The 18,315-nt window shown below is 58.5% G+C and carries 14 protein-coding genes; 4 read left to right on the top strand and 10 right to left on the bottom strand.

Features of this window, described 5'->3' with window-relative positions; all coding sequences use genetic code 11:
- Positions 1-13: 13 nt before the first annotated feature.
- Entirely contained in the window at positions 14-568 is a 555-nt protein-coding gene (locus B3797_RS04195) for a YggT family protein (RefSeq protein WP_311783865.1), read from the bottom strand.
- 12 nt (positions 569-580) lie between these two features.
- The gene (locus tag B3797_RS04190) at positions 581-1,288 is read right to left on the bottom strand and encodes a YggS family pyridoxal phosphate-dependent enzyme (protein WP_311790464.1); all 708 of its coding nucleotides are present in this window, start codon (positions 1,286-1,288) and stop codon (positions 581-583) included.
- A gap of 16 nt (positions 1,289-1,304) precedes the next feature.
- Here B3797_RS04190 and B3797_RS04185 point away from each other — a divergent pair, with 16 nt between their 5' ends.
- The gene (locus tag B3797_RS04185) at positions 1,305-2,330 is read left to right on the top strand and encodes a type IV pilus twitching motility protein PilT (RefSeq protein ID WP_311790463.1); all 1,026 of its coding nucleotides are present in this window, start codon (positions 1,305-1,307) and stop codon (positions 2,328-2,330) included.
- Between the two features lie 9 nt (positions 2,331-2,339).
- Here B3797_RS04185 and ruvX read toward each other — a convergent pair whose 3' ends face one another.
- The 8 genes from ruvX to metK all read right to left on the bottom strand — a co-directional run bounded on the left by ruvX (position 2,340) and on the right by metK (position 9,665).
- On the bottom strand, positions 2,340-2,756 hold the full coding sequence (gene ruvX / locus B3797_RS04180; RefSeq protein WP_081140873.1) for a Holliday junction resolvase RuvX: 417 nt from the start codon (positions 2,754-2,756) through the stop codon (positions 2,340-2,342).
- Positions 2,756-3,319: a YqgE/AlgH family protein gene (locus tag B3797_RS04175; RefSeq protein ID WP_120454575.1), complete on the bottom strand. Its 564-nt coding sequence runs from the start codon at positions 3,317-3,319 to the stop codon at positions 2,756-2,758. The genes ruvX and B3797_RS04175 overlap by 1 nt, the downstream gene beginning before the upstream one ends.
- Before the next feature lie 81 nt (positions 3,320-3,400).
- Positions 3,401-4,345 (bottom strand): glutathione synthase, encoded by a 945-nt coding sequence (gshB, locus tag B3797_RS04170; protein ID WP_120454573.1) that lies wholly within the window; start codon positions 4,343-4,345, stop codon positions 3,401-3,403.
- Between the two features lie 115 nt (positions 4,346-4,460).
- Positions 4,461-5,192: a 16S rRNA (uracil(1498)-N(3))-methyltransferase gene (gene rsmE / locus B3797_RS04165; protein WP_311783868.1), complete on the bottom strand. Its 732-nt coding sequence runs from the start codon at positions 5,190-5,192 to the stop codon at positions 4,461-4,463.
- A gap of 73 nt (positions 5,193-5,265) precedes the next feature.
- Entirely contained in the window at positions 5,266-5,973 is a 708-nt protein-coding gene (gene endA, locus B3797_RS04160) for a deoxyribonuclease I (RefSeq protein ID WP_311790462.1), read from the bottom strand.
- A 77-nt stretch (positions 5,974-6,050) separates the two neighbouring features.
- Complete coding sequence (locus B3797_RS04155) at positions 6,051-6,563, bottom strand: SprT family zinc-dependent metalloprotease (RefSeq protein WP_311783870.1); 513 nt, start codon at positions 6,561-6,563, stop codon at positions 6,051-6,053.
- Between the two features lie 119 nt (positions 6,564-6,682).
- Entirely contained in the window at positions 6,683-8,080 is a 1,398-nt protein-coding gene (locus B3797_RS04150) for a sugar porter family MFS transporter (RefSeq protein ID WP_311783963.1), read from the bottom strand.
- A gap of 433 nt (positions 8,081-8,513) precedes the next feature.
- Entirely contained in the window at positions 8,514-9,665 is a 1,152-nt protein-coding gene (metK, locus tag B3797_RS04145; protein ID WP_311783871.1) for a methionine adenosyltransferase, read from the bottom strand.
- An 809-nt stretch (positions 9,666-10,474) separates the two neighbouring features.
- Here metK and speA point away from each other — a divergent pair.
- The 3 genes from speA to B3797_RS04130 form a co-directional block, all read left to right on the top strand.
- Positions 10,475-12,451: a biosynthetic arginine decarboxylase gene (gene speA / locus B3797_RS04140; RefSeq protein WP_311783872.1), complete on the top strand. Its 1,977-nt coding sequence runs from the start codon at positions 10,475-10,477 to the stop codon at positions 12,449-12,451.
- Between the two features lie 704 nt (positions 12,452-13,155).
- The gene (locus tag B3797_RS04135; protein ID WP_311790461.1) at positions 13,156-13,932 is read left to right on the top strand and encodes an EAL domain-containing protein; all 777 of its coding nucleotides are present in this window, start codon (positions 13,156-13,158) and stop codon (positions 13,930-13,932) included.
- 238 nt (positions 13,933-14,170) lie between these two features.
- Positions 14,171-18,315, top strand: a 4,145-nt coding sequence (locus B3797_RS04130) for an Ig-like domain-containing protein (RefSeq protein ID WP_311790460.1), incomplete at its 3' end; no start/stop codon positions are given.

Raw genomic sequence — 18,315 nt, 5'->3', positions numbered from 1 at the left:
GTTCCAGTCATATTTACAGCAGAAACCAGAGGCCTGGAAACAGGTCCATACCAAGGAAATTCAGCGCATAGAGCACCAGGATCACAATCATGGCGGAGAAGTCGATGCCGCCCATCGCAGGCAGCATGCGGCGAATTGGCGCCATCAGCGGCTCAGTCAGCTGGATCAACACATAGTCCAGCGGGCCGCGTCCCTGGCTGATCCAGCTCATCAGCGAGCGAATGATAATCACCCAGAACACCAGGTAGCCAGCGGACTTCACCAGCGACAGCAGACCGACCAGCAGGTTGGCCGGATCGACCGAGAAAGCGCCGACCTGGATCAGCAGCAAAATCGGGTATTTCAGCGTCGTCAGCACAAACGCCAGCAGCAGCGAGGCGGTATCCACCGGGCCAATAGCCGGAATAACGCGGCGCAGCGGCTTGATAATCGGCTGGGTGATCTTGACGACGAACTGCGACAGCGGGTTGTAAAAATCGCAACGCGACCACTGCATCCAGATGCGCAGCAGCAGCACCATCACATACAGGTCGATCAGCGTTTTGACTAAAAACGTCAGTGTTAACATGAGGTTCCTCAATTATTGTTGTGGGTTGCGCGCATAGTCCCGCGCGCCGAAAATCGCGGTGCCGATACGCACCATGGTGCTGCCAGCTTCAATCGCCGCTTCCATGTCGTCGCTCATTCCCAGAGAAAGCGTATCGACGTCGGGATAGTGCTGCTTCAGCTGGCGAAAAGCGTCAGCCATCTGCTGGCACACTGCCAGCTGACGCGAATAGCCGCTTTCCGGCGCCGGAATCGCCATCAGGCCGCGCAGACGCAGCTGCGGCAGCGCGGCGACCTGCTGCGCCAGCTCAGGCAAATCCTCCAGCATGATGCCAGATTTGCTGTTTTCGTCACTGATATTTACCTGAATCAACACATTCAGCGGCGGCAGCGAGGCGGGACGCTGGTCGCTCAGGCGCTGGGCGATCTTCAGGCGGTCCACCGTATGGCACCAGGCGAAATGCTCCGCCACCAGACGGCTTTTATTGGACTGCAGCGGGCCGATGAAGTGCCACTCCACCTGAGGATGTGCGGCCAGCGCCGCAATCTTTTCAACCCCTTCCTGCACGTAATTTTCGCCAAAGGCGATCTGTCCGGCGGCGATAGCTTCTTCGACCGCGCCCGCAGGTTTGGTTTTGCTCACGGCAAGCAGCGTAACTTCTTCTGGATCGCGCCCGCATTGCGTCGCGGCAGCGCGGATACGCTGACGCAGTTGCTGTAGGTTGTGCTGGATTGAGGTCATCGTCAGGAGGCTGTCTATGGAGTTGGAAGAAATGGTGGCGCTTAGTGTAAAACATAATGCCGCCGATCTGCACCTGTGCAGCGGACATTCCCCACGCTGGCGACGCCACGGCAGGCTGGAGCGCATCCCCGATCTCGCGCCGCTGACGGCCGACTGGCTGGAACGCTTCGCCGGGCGATATCTGGAGCCGCGGCAGCGCGATGAGCTGGCGGCGCAGGGGCAAACCGACTTCGCGCTCTCCCTTGCCAGCGGTCAGCGGCTGCGCGGCAATCTGTTTGTCCAGCGGCAGGGGCTGTCGCTGGCGCTGCGTACGCTGGCGACCCATTGTCCGACGCTGGAAAGCCTGCGCCTGCCGCCTGCGGTGCCGCGCTGGCTGGAAATGGATAACGGCTTGATTTTAGTAACCGGCGCGACCGGCAGCGGAAAATCGACCACGCTCGCCGCAATGGTTGACGCCATCAATCGCCAGCAGGCAAAGCATATTATTACGCTGGAAGATCCCATCGAGTTTATCCACCAGAGCCAGCGCTCGCTAATCCAGCAGCGCGAGATCGGCGCGCACTGCGCTTCGTTCAGCCTTGGGCTGCGCGGCGCACTGCGTGAAGACCCTGACGTTATTCTGCTGGGCGAGCTGCGCGACAGCGACACCATTCGCCAGGCGCTTACCGCCGCCGAAACCGGCCATCTGGTGCTCGCCACGCTGCATACGCGCGGCGCGGCGCAGGCGGTCGATCGTCTGGTGGACGCCTTTCCAGCGGAGGAGAAAAATCTGGTGCGCACCCAGCTGGCGGGCAGCCTGAAAGCGGTGATGGCGCAGAAGCTGGTGCCGTCGCGCGACGGCGAACGCATCGGATTATTTGAGGTGCTGATCGCCACGCCCGCCATTGCCAGCCTGATCCGCGACGGCAAGCTGCATCAAATCGGCGCGCTGCTGCAAACCGGCGCGCAGGCCGGTATGCAGACCTTTGAGCAGAGCCTGCTGGCGCGCCAGCGGGAAGGACTGATTGCGACCGAGACGGGCGAGGGCGGATGGCCCGCCTGAGCTGGCGTCTCAGTGAGTTTCGAACCAGTCCTGCAGAATAATCGCTGCCGACTGCGAATCCACCGAGCCTTTATTCAGCGCGCGATAGCCGCCGCGCTCAAACAGACCGGCGCGCGCCTCTACGGTGCTGAGGCGCTCATCCTGCAGCTCGACGCGAACGCCGAAGCGGCCATGCAGGCGACTGGCGAACTTACGCGCGCGCGCGGTGAGCGGCTGTTCAGTGCCGTCCATATTCAGCGGCAGGCCGACCACAACGAAATCGGGCTGCCACTCTTTCAGCAGGCGCTCTATCTGCAGCCAGTCCGGGGTGCCGTCCTGCGCTTTCAGCGCGGCAAGCGGGCGGGCGCTGCCGGTAAGCTGCTGACCAACCGCCACGCCGATGCTTTTCGTGCCGAAGTCGAAGCCCAGCAGGGTTTGCGTCGTCATCAGGCGTGTCCCGCATCGCTGGCGATGCTGTGGATATCGATGCCTATGCTGCGTGCCGCTTCGCGCCAGCGATCGGCAATCGGCGTCTGGAACAGAATATTGCTGTTGGCAGGGGTGGTAAGCCAGGCGTTCTCCATCAGCTCGTTTTCCAGCTGATCTTTCTCCCAGGCGCAGTAGCCCAGCGCCACCAGCACATGCTCCGGCTGCGAAGCGGTGCCGAGCGACTCCAGCACGTCGCGCGAGGTGGTGATCACCGTGTTGTCGGAGATGCGGATGCTGGACGAGAAGGTGCGCTGCGCGGAGTGAAGAATAAAGCCGCGATCCTCAGCCAGCGGGCCGCCGCTGAATACCGGTTTGTCCAGACGAACCGCAGGATCGCGCTCGCCGGAGGTGATTTTCAGCTTCTTTAAAATGCCTTCGACCGTCAGGTTTTCCATCGGCTTGTTGATAATCAAACCCATCGCCCCCTCTTCATTGTGCTCGCAGATATAGACCACGGAGCGCTTGAAAAAAGGATCCTGCAGTGAAGGCATGGCAATCAAAAAATGATGCTGTAAATTCATTCTCACTCGATGTACCAAAAATAGCCGGCGCGGGTATGCGCCGGTTTGGGTTGATCACGGAGCCTGGCTCCAGGGTCATGCTCAGCCCAGACGCTTCTCGATAGCATCCATCAACATACCGGTGATGGAGATCGGGAACGCGGCTTCGATTTCACGCACGCAGGTCGGGCTGGTGACGTTCACTTCAGTGAGTTTATCACCAATGATATCCAGGCCGACAAAAATCAGTCCTTTTGCTTTCAGCGTCGGGCCGACGCGGCGGGCAATTTCCCAGTCGCTTTCGCTCAGCGGACGCGCTTCGCCACGACCGCCTGCCGCCAGGTTGCCGCGCGTTTCGCCGCCCTGCGGGATACGCGCCAGGCAGTAAGGCACTGGCTCGCCGTCTACCACCAGCACGCGTTTGTCGCCTTCTTTGATGGCTGGCAGATAGTTCTGCGCCATACAGAAGAACTGGCCGTGGTTGGTCAGCGTCTCGGTGATCACGCCGAAGTTCGGGTCATCCTGCTTAACGCGGAAAATCGACGCGCCACCCATGCCGTCCAGCGGCTTCATAATAATGTCGCCATGCTCCTGCCAGAAGGCGCGCAGTTTCTCTTTGCTGCGCGTCACCAGCGTATCCGGCGTAAATTCTGAGAACCAGGCGGTATAAAGCTTCTCGTTACAGTCGCGCAGGCTCTGCGGCTTGTTGACGATCAGCGTGCCTTGCTCTTCGGCGCGCTCCAGGATATAGGTCGCGTAGATAAACTCGGTGTCGAACGGCGGATCCTTACGCATCAGGATCACGTTGAGGTCGGCCAGCTTGATCTCCTGCTCGCTGCCGAACTCATACCATTTATCATAGTTCTGTTCGACGCTCAGCAGGCGAGTGCGGGCATAAGAAACGCCGCCGCGCAGAGAGAGATCGGCCATCTCCATGTAGTGAATTTCGTAACCGCGGCGCTGTGCTTCCAGCAACATGGCGAAGCTGGTGTCTTTTTTAATGTTAATGGACGAGATCGGGTCCATAACGATGCCAAGTTTAATCATTATTCTCTCCTCAGAGAGGCGGTTTTTCCGCCCCGTTCTGTGCGGTCAGCGCAGGCTGACCAGTCAGGACGCCAGTAAGTGCTGTGCGCGTCTTAATATAAACCCTGATTATTCCCTAGCCGAGATCGCCAAACCTCACCTGGAGTGCCGTAATTGCGGTGAGTGCGGTCGTTTCCGTACGCAAAACGCGCGGGCCGAGCAAAATATCGGTAAAACCGTACTCGCCGGTCATGGCGATCTCCTCGGCGCTCAGGCCGCCTTCCGGGCCAATCAGCAGGCGTACCCGCTCAACCGGCTGCGGCAGCGTATTGATGCTGTGCTGCGCGCGCGGATGCAGGTTCAGCTTCAGGCCGTCGTCGGCTTCTGCGCACCAGGCCTCCAGCGTCATCGCCGGGCGGATTTCCGGCACGCGATTGCGGCCGCACTGTTCGCAGGCGGCGATAGCGATCTTTTGCCACTGCTGGAGTTTTTTCGCCAGCCGTTCGGCATCAAGCCTGACGCCGCAGCGTTCGGAAAAGAGAGGCGTAATAACGCTCACACCCAGCTCAATCGATTTCTGGATAGTGAACTCCATCTTTTCGCCGCGCGACATCACCTGGCCGAGGTGCAGAAACAGGGGCGATTCACGATCGTCGGGCTGGCCTTCAAGGACACTTACTTTTACACGCTTTTTGTCTACAAGAGTGATCTCTGCCGCAAAAGTCAGATTAGTGCCATCAAAGAGCTCCAGACGCTGGCCGGTGGTCATGCGCAGAACGCGGCCAACGTGATTTGAAGCGTCTTCGTCCAGCGTAATTTCACTGCCGCTGGTTAAAGGTTCGGAATGATAAATGCGAGGTATGCGCATACAGGCCCTGAAAGCTAAGCGCCGCGCACCCGGCGCGGCGGAATCGAGAAGACGTTAGTGTAGGGCACTGTTTTTAACGCTGGCAAGCCTGCAGCACATAAGGATTGTGATTGCCCTGTACGCGCGCGATGCGCTGGTCGCGTTCGCACTCCCAGCGGGAGACCGGATAGAGCTTGTCCCAGACGGTGAAAAGCTGGGTCTGCTGGCGCGACAGGCGCAGATGATACTGGTCGCGCATATAGAAGTAGGTGCGCGCAATGGCGCCGCGAGCGCGAGCAGGCGGCTCGGCCTGTTTGTTTTTGAAGTCTATCTTCATGGCGCACTGACCGTACTGGCCTTCGCCGCCGTTCCACTGGCTGTAGGGGAAATTGCCGCGATCGCCGTTCACCTCGCCGACCGCGGGCTGCAGGTTATGCAGGTCGCTTTCGATACGGCGATAGTCGGCGTCTTTGCTGCAGCTTTTACGGCCGCCGTTCTGCCAGCACTGGCGCTGGTGGCCGAATTCCCAGGCGGGCATCACATGCTCCCACTCGATGCGTCCGGCGCGGTTGGCGTTTTTTCGCACCTGATAGCCGCAGCTGTTGAGATCGGGCACGCCCTTTTTACCCTGCCAGTTAATCTTGCAGCCGCAGTAAAAGGAGCCGGGCGCATCGGCGTTAATCGCCGCAGCGAAGGTTTTCGCCTGCTGAAAGTTATTCTGATGATAATCGTTCAGCGAGACCGCCTGGGCGGCGAAAGGGGAGAGCAGCAGCGCGATGGCGGCGATAAGTTTGCGAGACATTTTTCAGAACCTACTCGGTCGGTAAAAAAGGGCGGCAGGGTAGCAGAACGGCGCGGCGAGCGGAATGAGAATTCCGCTCAGGCTGGCGAATAGTCGCCGGGTTTGAGCAGGCTTTTGCAGCGCACGCAGCGATACTCGCTTTCGCCGCGCAGCACGCGGTTGTGGCGCCGGACGGTAAGGTGATGCTGCTGGCAGCCGCAGCGGTAGGGAAAAGTGGCGGCGCGCACCGAGGCGATCTCAAACTGATGGGTGCGGCGGGCGGGCACGCCAAGTACCTCCTGCATCATCCACTTCCACTCTTTGCCGTGTGGCGGCACGCGGCCAAAAACTTTCCATACCAGCAGGTGCGCCAGTTCGTGCGGCACCACCTCTTCGATAAACGCCTGCTGATTTTCTATCAGCAGCACCGGATTCAGGCGAATCTCCCACTTTTCCAGCCAGGCGGTGCCTGCCGCCGTACCGCGCTGCTGGTAGACCAGCGCTGGTTCAGCAAAAGGACGTTCCAGCCTGTCGCTGGCAAGCTGTAAAAAATGACGCAGCGAGCGCATTACTGCCTGCTGCAGGGCGATAGGAAGTCGGGGCGTTTTCATGCAGAAAAGGATAAGCGGCGGCGAAAGGGAACTCAATCAAATAAAAAAGGCGGGCCGCAAGGCCCGCCTTTTAGTGCTTATATGCGGCGCGGGTATGGTGGCCCGCTAACCGCCAAAGATTAGTTGTTTGAACCGATATCGCGCAGTTTCTTGCCTGACATCAGGTTGCGTTCGATATGCTCCAGCGAGACGTTTTTGGTCTCTGGGATCAGCATAACCGTCAGCAGAATGAAGAAGACGTTCAGCAGGCCATAGACCCAGAAGGTCGGCGCGTTGCCCAGCGTATTCAGCATGGTGAGGAAGGTCGCGCCGACAATCATGTTGGCGATCCAGTTAGTTGCTGTAGAGACGGTAATACCGAAGTCGCGGCCTTTCAGCGGCTGGATTTCCGAACACAGCACCCAAATCAGCGGGCCGGCGCTCATGGCGAAGCCGACGATAAACATCAGCAGCATAGCGATAGCGAAGTACTGCGCGCCCTGTGAGTGGATGCCCATATGCAGCATCGTGCCCAGTACGCCCATACCCGCTGCCATCACCAGGAAGCCCAGGATCAGCGTCGGCTTACGGCCCCAGCGATCCACCAGACCAATGGCGATAAAGGTCGCGAGCACGTTGACCAGACCAACGATCACGGTGCCCCACATCTGCTCGGTGGTATTAGAGAAGCCAGCAATCTCAAAAATCTTCGGCGCGTAGTACATGATGACGTTCATACCGGTGAACTGCTGCATGACCTGCAACAGCACGCCGAGGAACACCGCGCGACGGAAATTGCTGTTGCTCTGGAACAGCTGCCAGCCGGACTGCTTGATCTTCAGGCTCTCGCGGATCTCTTCCAGCTCGCGTTTCGCCTGCTCGCTGGTGTCGCGCAGGCGATCCAGCACGCGCTGAGCGTCGCGGAAATCGCCTTTAGCCGCCAGCCAGCGCGGGCTGTTAGGCAGGAAGAAGACGCCTACCAGCAGCAGCACCGCCGGGATAGTGATGATGCCCAGCATCCAGCGCCAGTCGCCGGACGCGCTGAAGGCCGTGTCGGAGAGGTAAGCGCCGAGAATACCGATGGTGATCATCAGCTGATAGAGGGAAATCATACTGCCGCGGATTTTTTCCGGGGCGATTTCAGAGAGATAAAGCGGAGCGGTATAGGAGGCGACGCCGACGGCCAGGCCCAGCACCACGCGCGCAACGATCAGCATTTCCGGGTTTGGCGCCATGGCGGACCAGAGCGAACCGATAACAAACAGAATAGCGCCCGCCATCAGGCTCTTTTTACGACCGAGACGTGACGACATCCAGCCGGAGCCAACAGCGCCGACGGCCGCGCCGAACATCATGGAGCTGACGATCCACTCCTGCTGGTGTGCGGTAACGTTAAAGTCTTTGGCGATAAACGGCAGCGCGCCCGCAATAACGCCGATATCCAGTCCAAATAACAGGCCTGCAAGGGCCGCAAGAAAGCAGACAAACAAGGTCATCGCCTTGTTTGAGGTTCTGCTTTTGTGAGTATTGCCAGGCATTTTGCCTCCGAGTTTATCCATCATTGTTGTTATCAATGTTAAAAAACCTTTTTCGGGGAAAAAGTGAGGGCGATCACGCTAATGTAATCGCTTACACACGCTGAAACCCTGAAATTCAGCATATTCAGCCCGAAAAGGTTAAGTAACCAGTAAGGTATAGCACCTGTTAAGTTTCTGACATGGCGTCAATAATCGGCTATCAGAGGACGCTGAAAATAACGCATTTTCAGCCGAATAACCACGGCGGTTAAATCCTAAATAGCAGATAAATAAAGCGTTTCAATTTGTAATCGGTAACACGCTTGCTGTTGACGGGTGTCAGAAGTGTAGTTGAGAAAAGAAAAGTTGCTGGACAGTGGGAGAAGGGAGAAGAAAAGGGGCTTAAAAAACAAGGCTCTCCCCGGTAGAGCAGGAGAGCCTGTCGAGAAAAACCTTACAGGCCTGCGGCTTCGCGCAGCTGAGCGGCTTTGTCGGTTTTTTCCCACGGGAAATGTTCGCGGCCGAAGTGACCGTAAGCGGCAGTCTCTTTATAGATTGGCTGCAGCAGATCCAGCATCTGGATCAGACCATAAGGACGCAGGTCGAAGAACTCGCGCACCAGCAGGGTCAGCTGTTCGGTCGAGATCTTCTCGGTGCCGAAGGTTTCCACCATGATGGAGGTCGGTTCCGCGACGCCGATAGCGTAGGAGACCTGAATCTCGCAGCGGTCGGCCAGGCCTGCGGCAACGATGTTTTTCGCTACGTAGCGCGCCGCGTAGGCAGCGGAACGGTCAACTTTTGACGGATCCTTACCTGAGAAAGCGCCGCCGCCGTGACGCGCCATACCGCCGTAGGTATCGACGATGATTTTACGTCCGGTCAGGCCGCAGTCGCCCATCGGGCCGCCGATAACGAAGCGTCCGGTCGGGTTGATATGATATTTGGTGTTGGCGTTGATCCACTCGCTCGGCAATACCGGCTTGATGATCTCTTCCATTACCGCTTCGCGCAGGGTGGCCTGATCGATATCTTCCGCGTGCTGGGTTGAGAGCACCACCGCGTCGATGCCGACGATTTTGCCGCCGTCATACTGGAAAGTGATCTGGCTTTTCGCATCCGGACGCAGCCACGGCAGCGCGCCGTTTTTACGCACTTCAGACTGACGCTGTACCAGACGGTGCGCATAGGTCACCGGCGCTGGCATCAGCACGTCGGTTTCGTTGGTGGCGTAGCCGAACATCAGACCCTGGTCGCCCGCGCCCTGCTCCAGCGGATCGGTGCGGTCAACGCCCTGATTAATATCAGGCGACTGCTTGCCGATGGCGCTCAGTACGGCACAGGAGTTGGCGTCAAAGCCCATATCGGAATGAACATAACCGATTTCACGTACGGTATTACGGGTGATCTCTTCGATATCGACCCATGCGCTGGTGGTGATTTCACCGCCAACCAGCACCATACCGGTTTTTACGTAGGTTTCGCAGGCCACGCGCGCTTTGGGATCCTGTTCGAGGATAGCGTCCAGTACGGCGTCAGAAATCTGGTCAGCGATTTTATCAGGATGTCCTTCTGATACGGACTCGGACGTAAAAAGGTGTTTAGCCATTCTGTTCTTTACCTTACAAATGGTTTGAATTCGACTGCATAGCGTAAGTGAGTTGAACTTACTTGACGCCCCTTCAGGCAAAGCCGCGAGCAGTTTAAGAAGTGTCAGTATGTCAGATGTAAAACGCCTGGATGTTAACCAGTTTAGATGGAAAACCATCTGGACGGCTATTTTAGGTTAAGGCGTGAACGAAATGCCAGCCCTTTTTCTGTTTCCGCATTTTTCGAAAACCCGCCGCCTGGCAAAAAAACGTGACGCGAAACGGCGCCAAACCAGCGAAACGCTTTGCATTTTTAGCCGTCAGGCGGTATAAAACGCCGCTGCTGCCCTGGCGCATCCATCGGGACGCCGCCGCCGCGCGTAGCCACTGTCAGAGCTTCTCTGACGTTCACCCAGTTTGTTTCCACATGCGAAAACATGTGTGGAGGTGACAGAAGTAATGAACCACGCTTTCCTCTCTTGCGGTTCTCTGCGCTCTACCGGCGCGCTGGCGTTCTCCTTTCCTGCCTTTTCTCTGATTTGCCGACGTATCTCCTGTTGCGGTCATTCGCCCGACATGCGCGCCGGTTAATCTGTACGTCCTTATTGACTCTTACCGGCCAGCGCGCGTTGGTGAACGTCGTAACGCATTCGCGGTCCATTTACACGTAACGGGCCTGGGTGTTTTACACTTAGTTTTATGCTTTTTGGATCCTGACTTCGCCGTCAGGCAGACGGGGCAAAGCGTTTTATGCGGCAACTCATTAACAGACAGAGCGTGACGAAAGCGCGTAACTGTTTCACATTCCAACAGAAATTAGAGGTTCGTGATGTCTGACGACATGAAGACTATCAAGGGTTCGTCAGCTGGCGAACAGGGTGTGCTCCGCTCGATGCAGGAGGTTGCAATGAACGACCAGGATGCCAGCAAAATGCTGCGTACCTATAACGTTGCCTGGTGGGGCAATAACTACTACGACGTCAACGAACTCGGCCACGTCAGCGTCTGTCCAAATCCGGATGAGCCGACGCTGCGCGTCGATCTGGCTAATCTGGTGAAAGAGCGCGAGGCCCAGGGCCAGCGTCTGCCCGCGCTGTTCTGCTTTCCGCAGATTCTGCAGCATCGCCTGCGCTCCATTAACGCGGCGTTCAAGCGCGCGCGCGAATCCTACGGCTACCGCGGTGACTACTTCCTGGTCTATCCCATTAAGGTCAACCAGCATAAGCGCGTAATCGAGTCACTGGTTAACTCCGGCGAACCGCTGGGTCTTGAAGCGGGATCGAAAGCGGAGCTGATGGCGGTGCTGGCGCACGCCGGTAAAACCCGTACGGTTATCGTCTGTAATGGCTACAAAGACCGCGAATATATCCGTCTGGCGCTGATTGGCGAAAAACTTGGCCATAAAGTCTATCTGGTGATTGAGAAGATGACCGAAGTGCGCCTGGTGCTGGAAGAGGCCGAGCGTCTGAATGTGGTGCCGCGCCTGGGCATCCGCGCGCGCCTGGCGTCGCAGGGCTCCGGCAAGTGGCAGTCGAGCGGCGGCGAAAAATCGAAGTTCGGCCTGGCGGCGTCGCAGGTGCTGCAGCTGGTAGAGATTATGCGCAACGCGGGCCGTCTCGACAGCCTGCAGCTGCTGCACTTCCACCTGGGCTCGCAGATGGCTAACATTCGCGACATCGCTACCGGCGTGCGCGAATCGGCGCGTTTCTACGTTGAGCTGGCTAAGCTTGGCGTCAATATTAAATGCTTCGACGTCGGCGGCGGTCTGGGCGTCGATTATGAAGGCACGCGTTCGCAGTCTGACTGCTCGGTTAACTACGGTCTGAACGAATACGCCAACAACGTAATCTGGGCAATTGGCGATGCCTGCGAGGAGCATGGCCTGGAGCACCCAACGGTGATCACCGAGTCGGGTCGCGCCGTGACCGCGCACCATACCGTACTGGTCTCCAATATTATCGGCGTCGAGCGTAACGAGTTCATCACGCCGCAGGCGCCGCAGGAAGATGCGCCGCGCCCGATCCTCAGCATGTGGGAAACCTGGCAGGAAATGCACGAACCAAACGTGCGTCGTTCGCTGCGCGAGTGGCTGCACGACAGCCAGATGGATCTCCACGATATTCATACCGGCTACGCCTCCGGTACTTACGATCTGTCGCAGCGCGCCTGGGCGGAACAGCTTTACCTCAGCATCTGCCACTATATTCAGCAGCATCTCGATCCGAGCAACCGCGCGCACCGTCCGATTATCGACGAGCTGCAGGAGCGCATGGCGGACAAGATGTACGTTAACTTCTCACTGTTCCAGTCGATGCCGGATGCCTGGGGTATCGATCAGCTGTTCCCGGTGCTGCCGCTGGAAGGGCTGCATAAAAAGCCGGAGCGCCGCGCGGTGCTGCTGGATATCACCTGTGACTCCGACGGCACTATCGACCACTACGTTGATGGCGACGGTATCGCCACCACGATGCCGATGCCAGAGTACGATCCTGAGAACCCGCCGATGCTCGGCTTCTTTATGGTGGGCGCTTATCAGGAGATCCTCGGCAATATGCACAACCTGTTCGGCGACACCGAGGCGGTTAACGTCTATGCGCGTGCGGATGGCGAAGTGGAAGTGGAGCTGTCGGATGAAGGCGACACCGTAGCGGATATGCTGGAGTATGTGCAGCTTAATCCAGACGAGCTGATGACGCTGTTCCGCAATCAGGTTAAAGAGACCGATATTGACGACGAGCTGCGCGCGCAGTTCCTCGAAGAGTTTGAGAGTGGTCTGTACGGCTATACCTATCTCGAAGATGAATAAATAGCTTCACGCTGGGCCTCGTCAGAGGCTCAGTTTTTCTTTCTTCCGCCTGCTTTTTCCACCTTTTACTGCTTTTGTGATCTTCGTCACCGTTTAGTGCTGCATTAATTTTCTGAAAACCCACTCATTTTGTAGGCCATTTCTGCGCCGCTGAATTTTTCTGAAAAAACGAGGCGTTACCAGCCGCGTCGTTTGAGTCTGGCCTGATTGTTAAATTAACGTCGAGTATGACGCCCTTATTTACCCTTTATACATTATAAAAATTAAAGTTTATAACTAAAGCGCAATTTAAAAGCGTGGCTCGGTTTAAGATTTTACTGGAAATTATAGGAGCGTGAGATTCCAGTAAAATTTATCAGCTAAAGTGATGCTTATAGGGAATGTCATAAATTATTTTATATTAAAATCAACAGAGTAAATAATAGTGGATTCGTCAAGTTCGAGACAATAATTAATTTTAAGCATGCTTTATGATTCTTATATCCTAAAGCAACTCTTTAAAATTAATTATTGATTGGTTTTGGCTATCGAAAATTTCTTCTGGTTTGGCTTAAATCTATTTTTCAAAATGTAAGTTGTACGTTAGCATCTGGTTAAGGTGTTAAGATTCTTCTGGGTTTTCTTAACGGTCGCATAAGTTTTCCTGACATTTCCGTTGCTGTTTTCAGGTGGCTGACTTATCGGGTGGATCAGGTAGCAGCAGAATGGGTCGCCAACTAAATCTTCGTCAGCATTACGTCTTTCTGCTCGAACCGATTCATGCCCTTTCCGGGGAAGTGATGGCGTGGGAGCTGTTGACGCGCTCCATGCAGGGTAACGAGAGTGCCGGTCAGGCAGATGCCGACAGCGGTCACCACCTATTTGACTGCCTGCTTGAGGCGGAAAAATGGCAGCTGTTTCTGCTACAGCTCGAACGGATCGACGCGCTCTATCAATCGGGCTTCTCGCATATTCTCAGCCTTAATATCGACAGCGATATTATTCGCGGCATTCTGAATAACCACGCGGTTCAGCAAAAACTCGACCAGCTGCCTCTGTTACGCCTCGAAATTTCCGCCTTTTTCACTGCGCGTTATCACGCCGCCGATCGCCTGCTGCTGCAAAAACTGGCGGGTATTACCCCGGCGTTATTATGGCTTGATGATTTTGGCGCAGGCAGTTCGACCTTATCTATGCTGAGCAGCGGCATATTTGAATATGTAAAAACCAGCCGAAGCTTCTTCTGGAAATATGGCACAGGCTACGCCTTCGATACGTTGCTCAATCACGTCAACGATTTCTGCAAGGGCGTCATCATTCAGGGCGTTGATACGCAGCAACAGCTGGCGCTGACGGCGAATAAACAGGCGGTGGGTTTACAAGGTCGCTGCTGGGATTCGGTCTATCTGGATGATTTTATTGATGAACCAGTAAAAAGACCGCTGTCCAGAACGCTAAAAAAACAACAGGCTGCAACAATAAACTACCGAAACTTTTTGTGATATGCCGCCTGCTCTCGTTATTACGGAAGCGGGCAAACCCATTGCGGTTATTAAAACAAATAAAAGTGATTCCCTCACCAGGATAAAGACTCAACACGGCTCAGAGCGATTTCGTCAAAAGGATGGGGTCGACAAAGAGGGGAGTGAATAGCTCACAGCGTTATTCACGGCTAAACCGGGATCTCAGGGTGCCGGGCATTTTTATGAATATTAATAACCTCAGTGGGATATACATAACATGAATAATATCTCAGTAACGCCTAAAGGCGGCACCATCGCCTCGCAGCTGAGTGGCAGCGATGTCAATTTAAACGCTCCAAGCGTGGTTAAGCTCAACCTCAATCGAACCGACATTAAATCTTTTGCGCGCAACGGCAATGACCTGGTCGTCACTACGAAATCTGGGGAAACAGTTGTTATTCATAATTTTTATAGCCCGGCAGGCGAAAGCGACCTGGTGCTGCAGGACGATCGTGGCGCGCTGTGGTGGGTAGAAGATCCGGGCCAGCAGGGCTTCCAGTTTGTCTCAATCGACAGCACCGAAGGGCTGCTGGCGGATAACATCACCAACGACGGCGCGATTGCCGCTTATGGTATCGGCGGCGGGGCGCTGGCGGGTATTGCCGCGATGTTCGCTGGTTCAAACGGCGGCAATGGCTCAGGCGACAACGGCGGCGCGACCGGTGGCGGTACGGGCAGCGGTGACAATGGTGGAACAGACGGCGGAACAGGCGGTGGCTCGGGCGGCGACACCACTGCGCCCGGCGCAGTTGCCAATCTCACTATTAGCGATAATGTCGGCAGCACGCAGGGCGCGATTACCACAGGCGCCTCCACCGATGACAATACGCCTGTTTTAAGCGGAACGGCTGAAGCGGGTGCCACCATCAGCGTTTACGACAACGGCACGCTGTTGGGAACGGCGACGGTCAACGCAGACGGCACCTGGAGCTTTACTTCACCTGTGCTGGCGGATGGCCAGCACAGCCTGACGGCGACGGTTACCGATGCCGCAGGCAATACCAGCAGCGCCACCGCGCCGGTTACCTTCACCGTCGATACTGTCACTCCGACGCTCTCCGATGTCAGCGCCAGCAGCGACAACGGCACGACCCTGACGCCCATCGCTGCCAGCGGCGCGACCAATGACGCCACGCCTCTGCTGCAGGGCACTACCGAAGCGGGCAGCACCGTCACCCTCTCTGATAACGGCACCCTTCTGGGCACCGTTATCGCAGGCAGCGATGGACGCTGGTCCTTCAATACGCCCGCGCTGAGCGAAGGCAGCCATACGCTGAGCATCACCGCCGCCGACGCGGCGGGCAACGTCAGTCCGGCGACCACCCTCGCGTTTACCGTTGATACCCTGGCGCCGGCTGCGGCCAGCAACCTGCAGCTGACGGATAATGTCGGCGTCAGCCAGGGGCCACTGACGTCCGGCGAATCGACCGATGATAATACCCCTGAGCTAAGCGGACAGGCCGAAGCAGGCGCGACCGTCAGCGTTTATGACAGCAGCACGCTGCTGGGTACGGTGACGGCAGGCGCAGACGGCGTCTGGCGTTTTACCACGCCGACGCTGAGCAACGGCAGCCACAGCCTGACGGCGACCGTGACCGATGCGGCTGGCAATGTCAGCGCGCCGACGACGGCGATCGTTATCAACGTTGCGGCGGGTTTGCCGCCAGCAACCAGCTCGCTGGAAATTACTAACGACAACGGCAGTGGACTGGTGCCGATAGCGGACGGCAGCAGCACCAACGACGCGACGCCGGTGCTGAGCGGCGTGACTACTGCCAGTGCGGTGGTGACGATTTATAACGGCGATCAGCTGCTGGGCAGCGTGACCGCCGACGGCAGCGGCCAGTGGAACTTTACGCCCACCACGCTGGCAGACGGCACCTATGCCTTTAGCGCCGCCAGTACGGACGCAAACGGCAGCGTTACCACGTCGCCGACCATTACTATCACCGTTGATACCCTTGCGCCGGATGCCGCATCCAGCCTGCAGTTGAGCAATGACGGCGGCGGCGCGATCGCCTCCGGCGGGGCGACCAGTGACAATACGCCGACGCTGGGCGGAAGCGCTGAGCCTGGCAGCACCGTCTCTGTTCTGGATGGCGATACGCTGCTGGGCACCGTCACCGTAGGCAGCGACGGGCTCTGGAGCTTTACTTCTCCCGCGCTGACCGATGGCAGCCACAGCCTGACCGCCACCGTCACCGATGCGGCGGGCAACGTCAGCGCACCGTCCGCGCCGCTGAACTTTACGGTCGATACCCAGGCGCCCGCTGCGGTCAGCGGTCTGGTGGTGACCGACGACGCGGGCACCAGCACTGGCCCGCTGACCTCTGGCGACACCACCGACGACAACACGCCTCTTCTCAGCGGCCAGGCGGAACCCAGTTCGCTGCTGACGATTTACGATAACGGCGTCGCCATCGGAAGCGTGACGGCAGGCGCCGACGGCACCTGGAGCTTTACCACGCCGACGCTGAGCAACGGCGCGCACAGCCTGACCCTGACCCAGACCGATGCGGCAGGCAACGTCAGCGCGCCGACCACGCCGTTTGATCTTACCGTCGCCGCAGGCGATCCGCCTGCCACCCTGACGCTGGTAGCCACTGACGACAGCGGCAGCGTGCCGGTCGCGCTCGCCGACGGCGCCAGCACGCGCGACACCACCCCCGTACTGAGCGGCGCGACCCTCGCTAACGCGCTGGTAACGCTCTACAACGGCGACCAGCTGCTGGGCAGCGCCACCGCCGATGCGAACGGGCAGTGGAGCTTTACGCCCGCCGCGCTGGCGGACGGCACCTACGATTTCCGCGCGACCGCGACCGACGTCGCAGGCAATACCATCAACTCCGCGACGCTGGCGCTCACCGTTGATACCGTCGCGCCAACAGGCGCAACCGGCGTTTCGCTGGCTGACGCCAGCGGCGATCCGATCGTCAGCGGCGGCCTGACCAACAGCGGCGCGCCGGTGCTGAGCGGCAGCGCCGAGCCGGGCAGCACCGTCACCGTTTCCGACGGCGACACGGTGCTGGGCAGCGCCACGGTCGGAACAGACGGCAGCTGGAGCTATACGCCAGCAGGCCTTGCTGACGGCAGCCACAGCCTGACGGCGGTAGTGACCGATCCGGCAGGCAACGCCAGCGCTGCGACCGCGCCGGTTTTCTTTACCCTGGATACTCAGGCACCTGCCGCCGCTGCCGATCTGGCGCTTAACAGCGACAGCAGCGGCGTTTCTGTGCCGGTCACTGCGGGCGGTACGACAAACGACGCGACGCCGGTGCTGAGCGGTACGGCGGAGCCGGGCAGCATCGTTACCGTCTCTGACGCCGATGTAGCGCTGGGCAGCGCCACGGTTGGCGCAGACGGCCGCTGGAGCTTTATCGCGCCGACGCTTGCCGAGGGCAGCCACAGCCTGACCACAACCGTCACCGATCCGGCGGGCAACACCGGGCCGGTTTCTGAGCCGCTGCTGTTCAGCGTGGATACCCTTCCGCCAGCGGCGGTCAGCGGGCTGGTGGTCAGCGACAATGTGGGCGCGACGCAGGGCGAACTCGTCCCGGGCGCCACCACCGACGACAGCACGCCAACCCTGAGCGGCCAGGCACCCGCGAGCAGCCTCGTCAGCGTCTATGACGGCGACACGCTGCTGGGTACCGTCACCGCCGACCAGGACGGCAGCTGGAGCTTCACCACCCCTGCGCTGAGCGACGGCCAGCACAACCTGACGGCGACCGTGACCGATGCGGCAGGTAACGTCAGCACGCCGACGGACGCCTTCGCTCTGACCGTTGACGCAGGGGTGCCGCCTGCCACCAGCTCGCTGGTCGTGACCGACGACAGCGGCAGCACTCTGGTGCAGCTGGCAAACGGCGACAGCACGAGCGATGCGACGCCGGTACTGAGCGGCCTCACCACCGCCGGTGCGCTGGTAACGCTCTATAACGGCGATCAGGTGCTTGGCTCCGTCACCGCTGACGCAAACGGGCAGTGGAGCTTTACGCCGAACGCGCTGACGGACGGCAGCTACGCCTTCCGCGCCGCCAGCGATGACGGCACAGGCACCGTTACCGACTCGCCTTTGCTTAATATCACCGTTGACACCGTTGCGCCGGAAAGCGCGGCGGGCGTCACGCTGACGGATGCGAACGGCAATGCTATTGCCGCCGACGGCGTGACCAGCAGCAGCACGCCTGTGCTGAGCGGTACGGCGGAACCGGGCAGTGTCGTCACCGTGTCTGACGGCAGCAGCGTGCTGGGCAGCGCTACCGTGGCGCAGGACGGCAGCTGGAGCTTCACCACGCCGACGCTTGCGCAGGGCGTCCACAGCCTGACCTCGACCATCACCGATGCGGCGGGCAACGTCAG

Origin of the sequence: Pantoea sp. UBA5923 (assembly GCF_002431095.1) — a bacterium.
Taxonomy (GTDB): domain Bacteria; phylum Pseudomonadota; class Gammaproteobacteria; order Enterobacterales; family Enterobacteriaceae; genus Pantoea; species Pantoea piersonii.
Note: the sequence above shows the minus strand (reverse complement) of the source record. Positions and strands in the feature narration are given on the sequence as shown.

Coding starts and splice junctions, on each gene's coding strand:
- B3797_RS04150 (WP_311783963.1), bottom strand. CDS start 8,080: ATGCCTGGCAATACTCACAAAAGCAGAACCTCAAACAAGGCGATGACC.
- rsmE (WP_311783868.1), bottom strand. CDS start 5,192: ATGCGCATACCTCGCATTTATCATTCCGAACCTTTAACCAGCGGCAGT.
- metK (WP_311783871.1), bottom strand. CDS start 9,665: ATGGCTAAACACCTTTTTACGTCCGAGTCCGTATCAGAAGGACATCCT.
- ruvX (WP_081140873.1), bottom strand. CDS start 2,756: ATGACGACGCAAACCCTGCTGGGCTTCGACTTCGGCACGAAAAGCATC.
- B3797_RS04175 (WP_120454575.1), bottom strand. CDS start 3,319: ATGAATTTACAGCATCATTTTTTGATTGCCATGCCTTCACTGCAGGAT.
- B3797_RS04195 (WP_311783865.1), bottom strand. CDS start 568: ATGTTAACACTGACGTTTTTAGTCAAAACGCTGATCGACCTGTATGTG.
- endA (WP_311790462.1), bottom strand. CDS start 5,973: ATGTCTCGCAAACTTATCGCCGCCATCGCGCTGCTGCTCTCCCCTTTC.
- B3797_RS04190 (WP_311790464.1), bottom strand. CDS start 1,288: ATGACCTCAATCCAGCACAACCTACAGCAACTGCGTCAGCGTATCCGC.
- B3797_RS04135 (WP_311790461.1), top strand. CDS start 13,156: ATGGGTCGCCAACTAAATCTTCGTCAGCATTACGTCTTTCTGCTCGAA.
- speA (WP_311783872.1), top strand. CDS start 10,475: ATGTCTGACGACATGAAGACTATCAAGGGTTCGTCAGCTGGCGAACAG.
- gshB (WP_120454573.1), bottom strand. CDS start 4,345: ATGATTAAACTTGGCATCGTTATGGACCCGATCTCGTCCATTAACATT.
- B3797_RS04185 (WP_311790463.1), top strand. CDS start 1,305: ATGGAGTTGGAAGAAATGGTGGCGCTTAGTGTAAAACATAATGCCGCC.
- B3797_RS04155 (WP_311783870.1), bottom strand. CDS start 6,563: ATGAAAACGCCCCGACTTCCTATCGCCCTGCAGCAGGCAGTAATGCGC.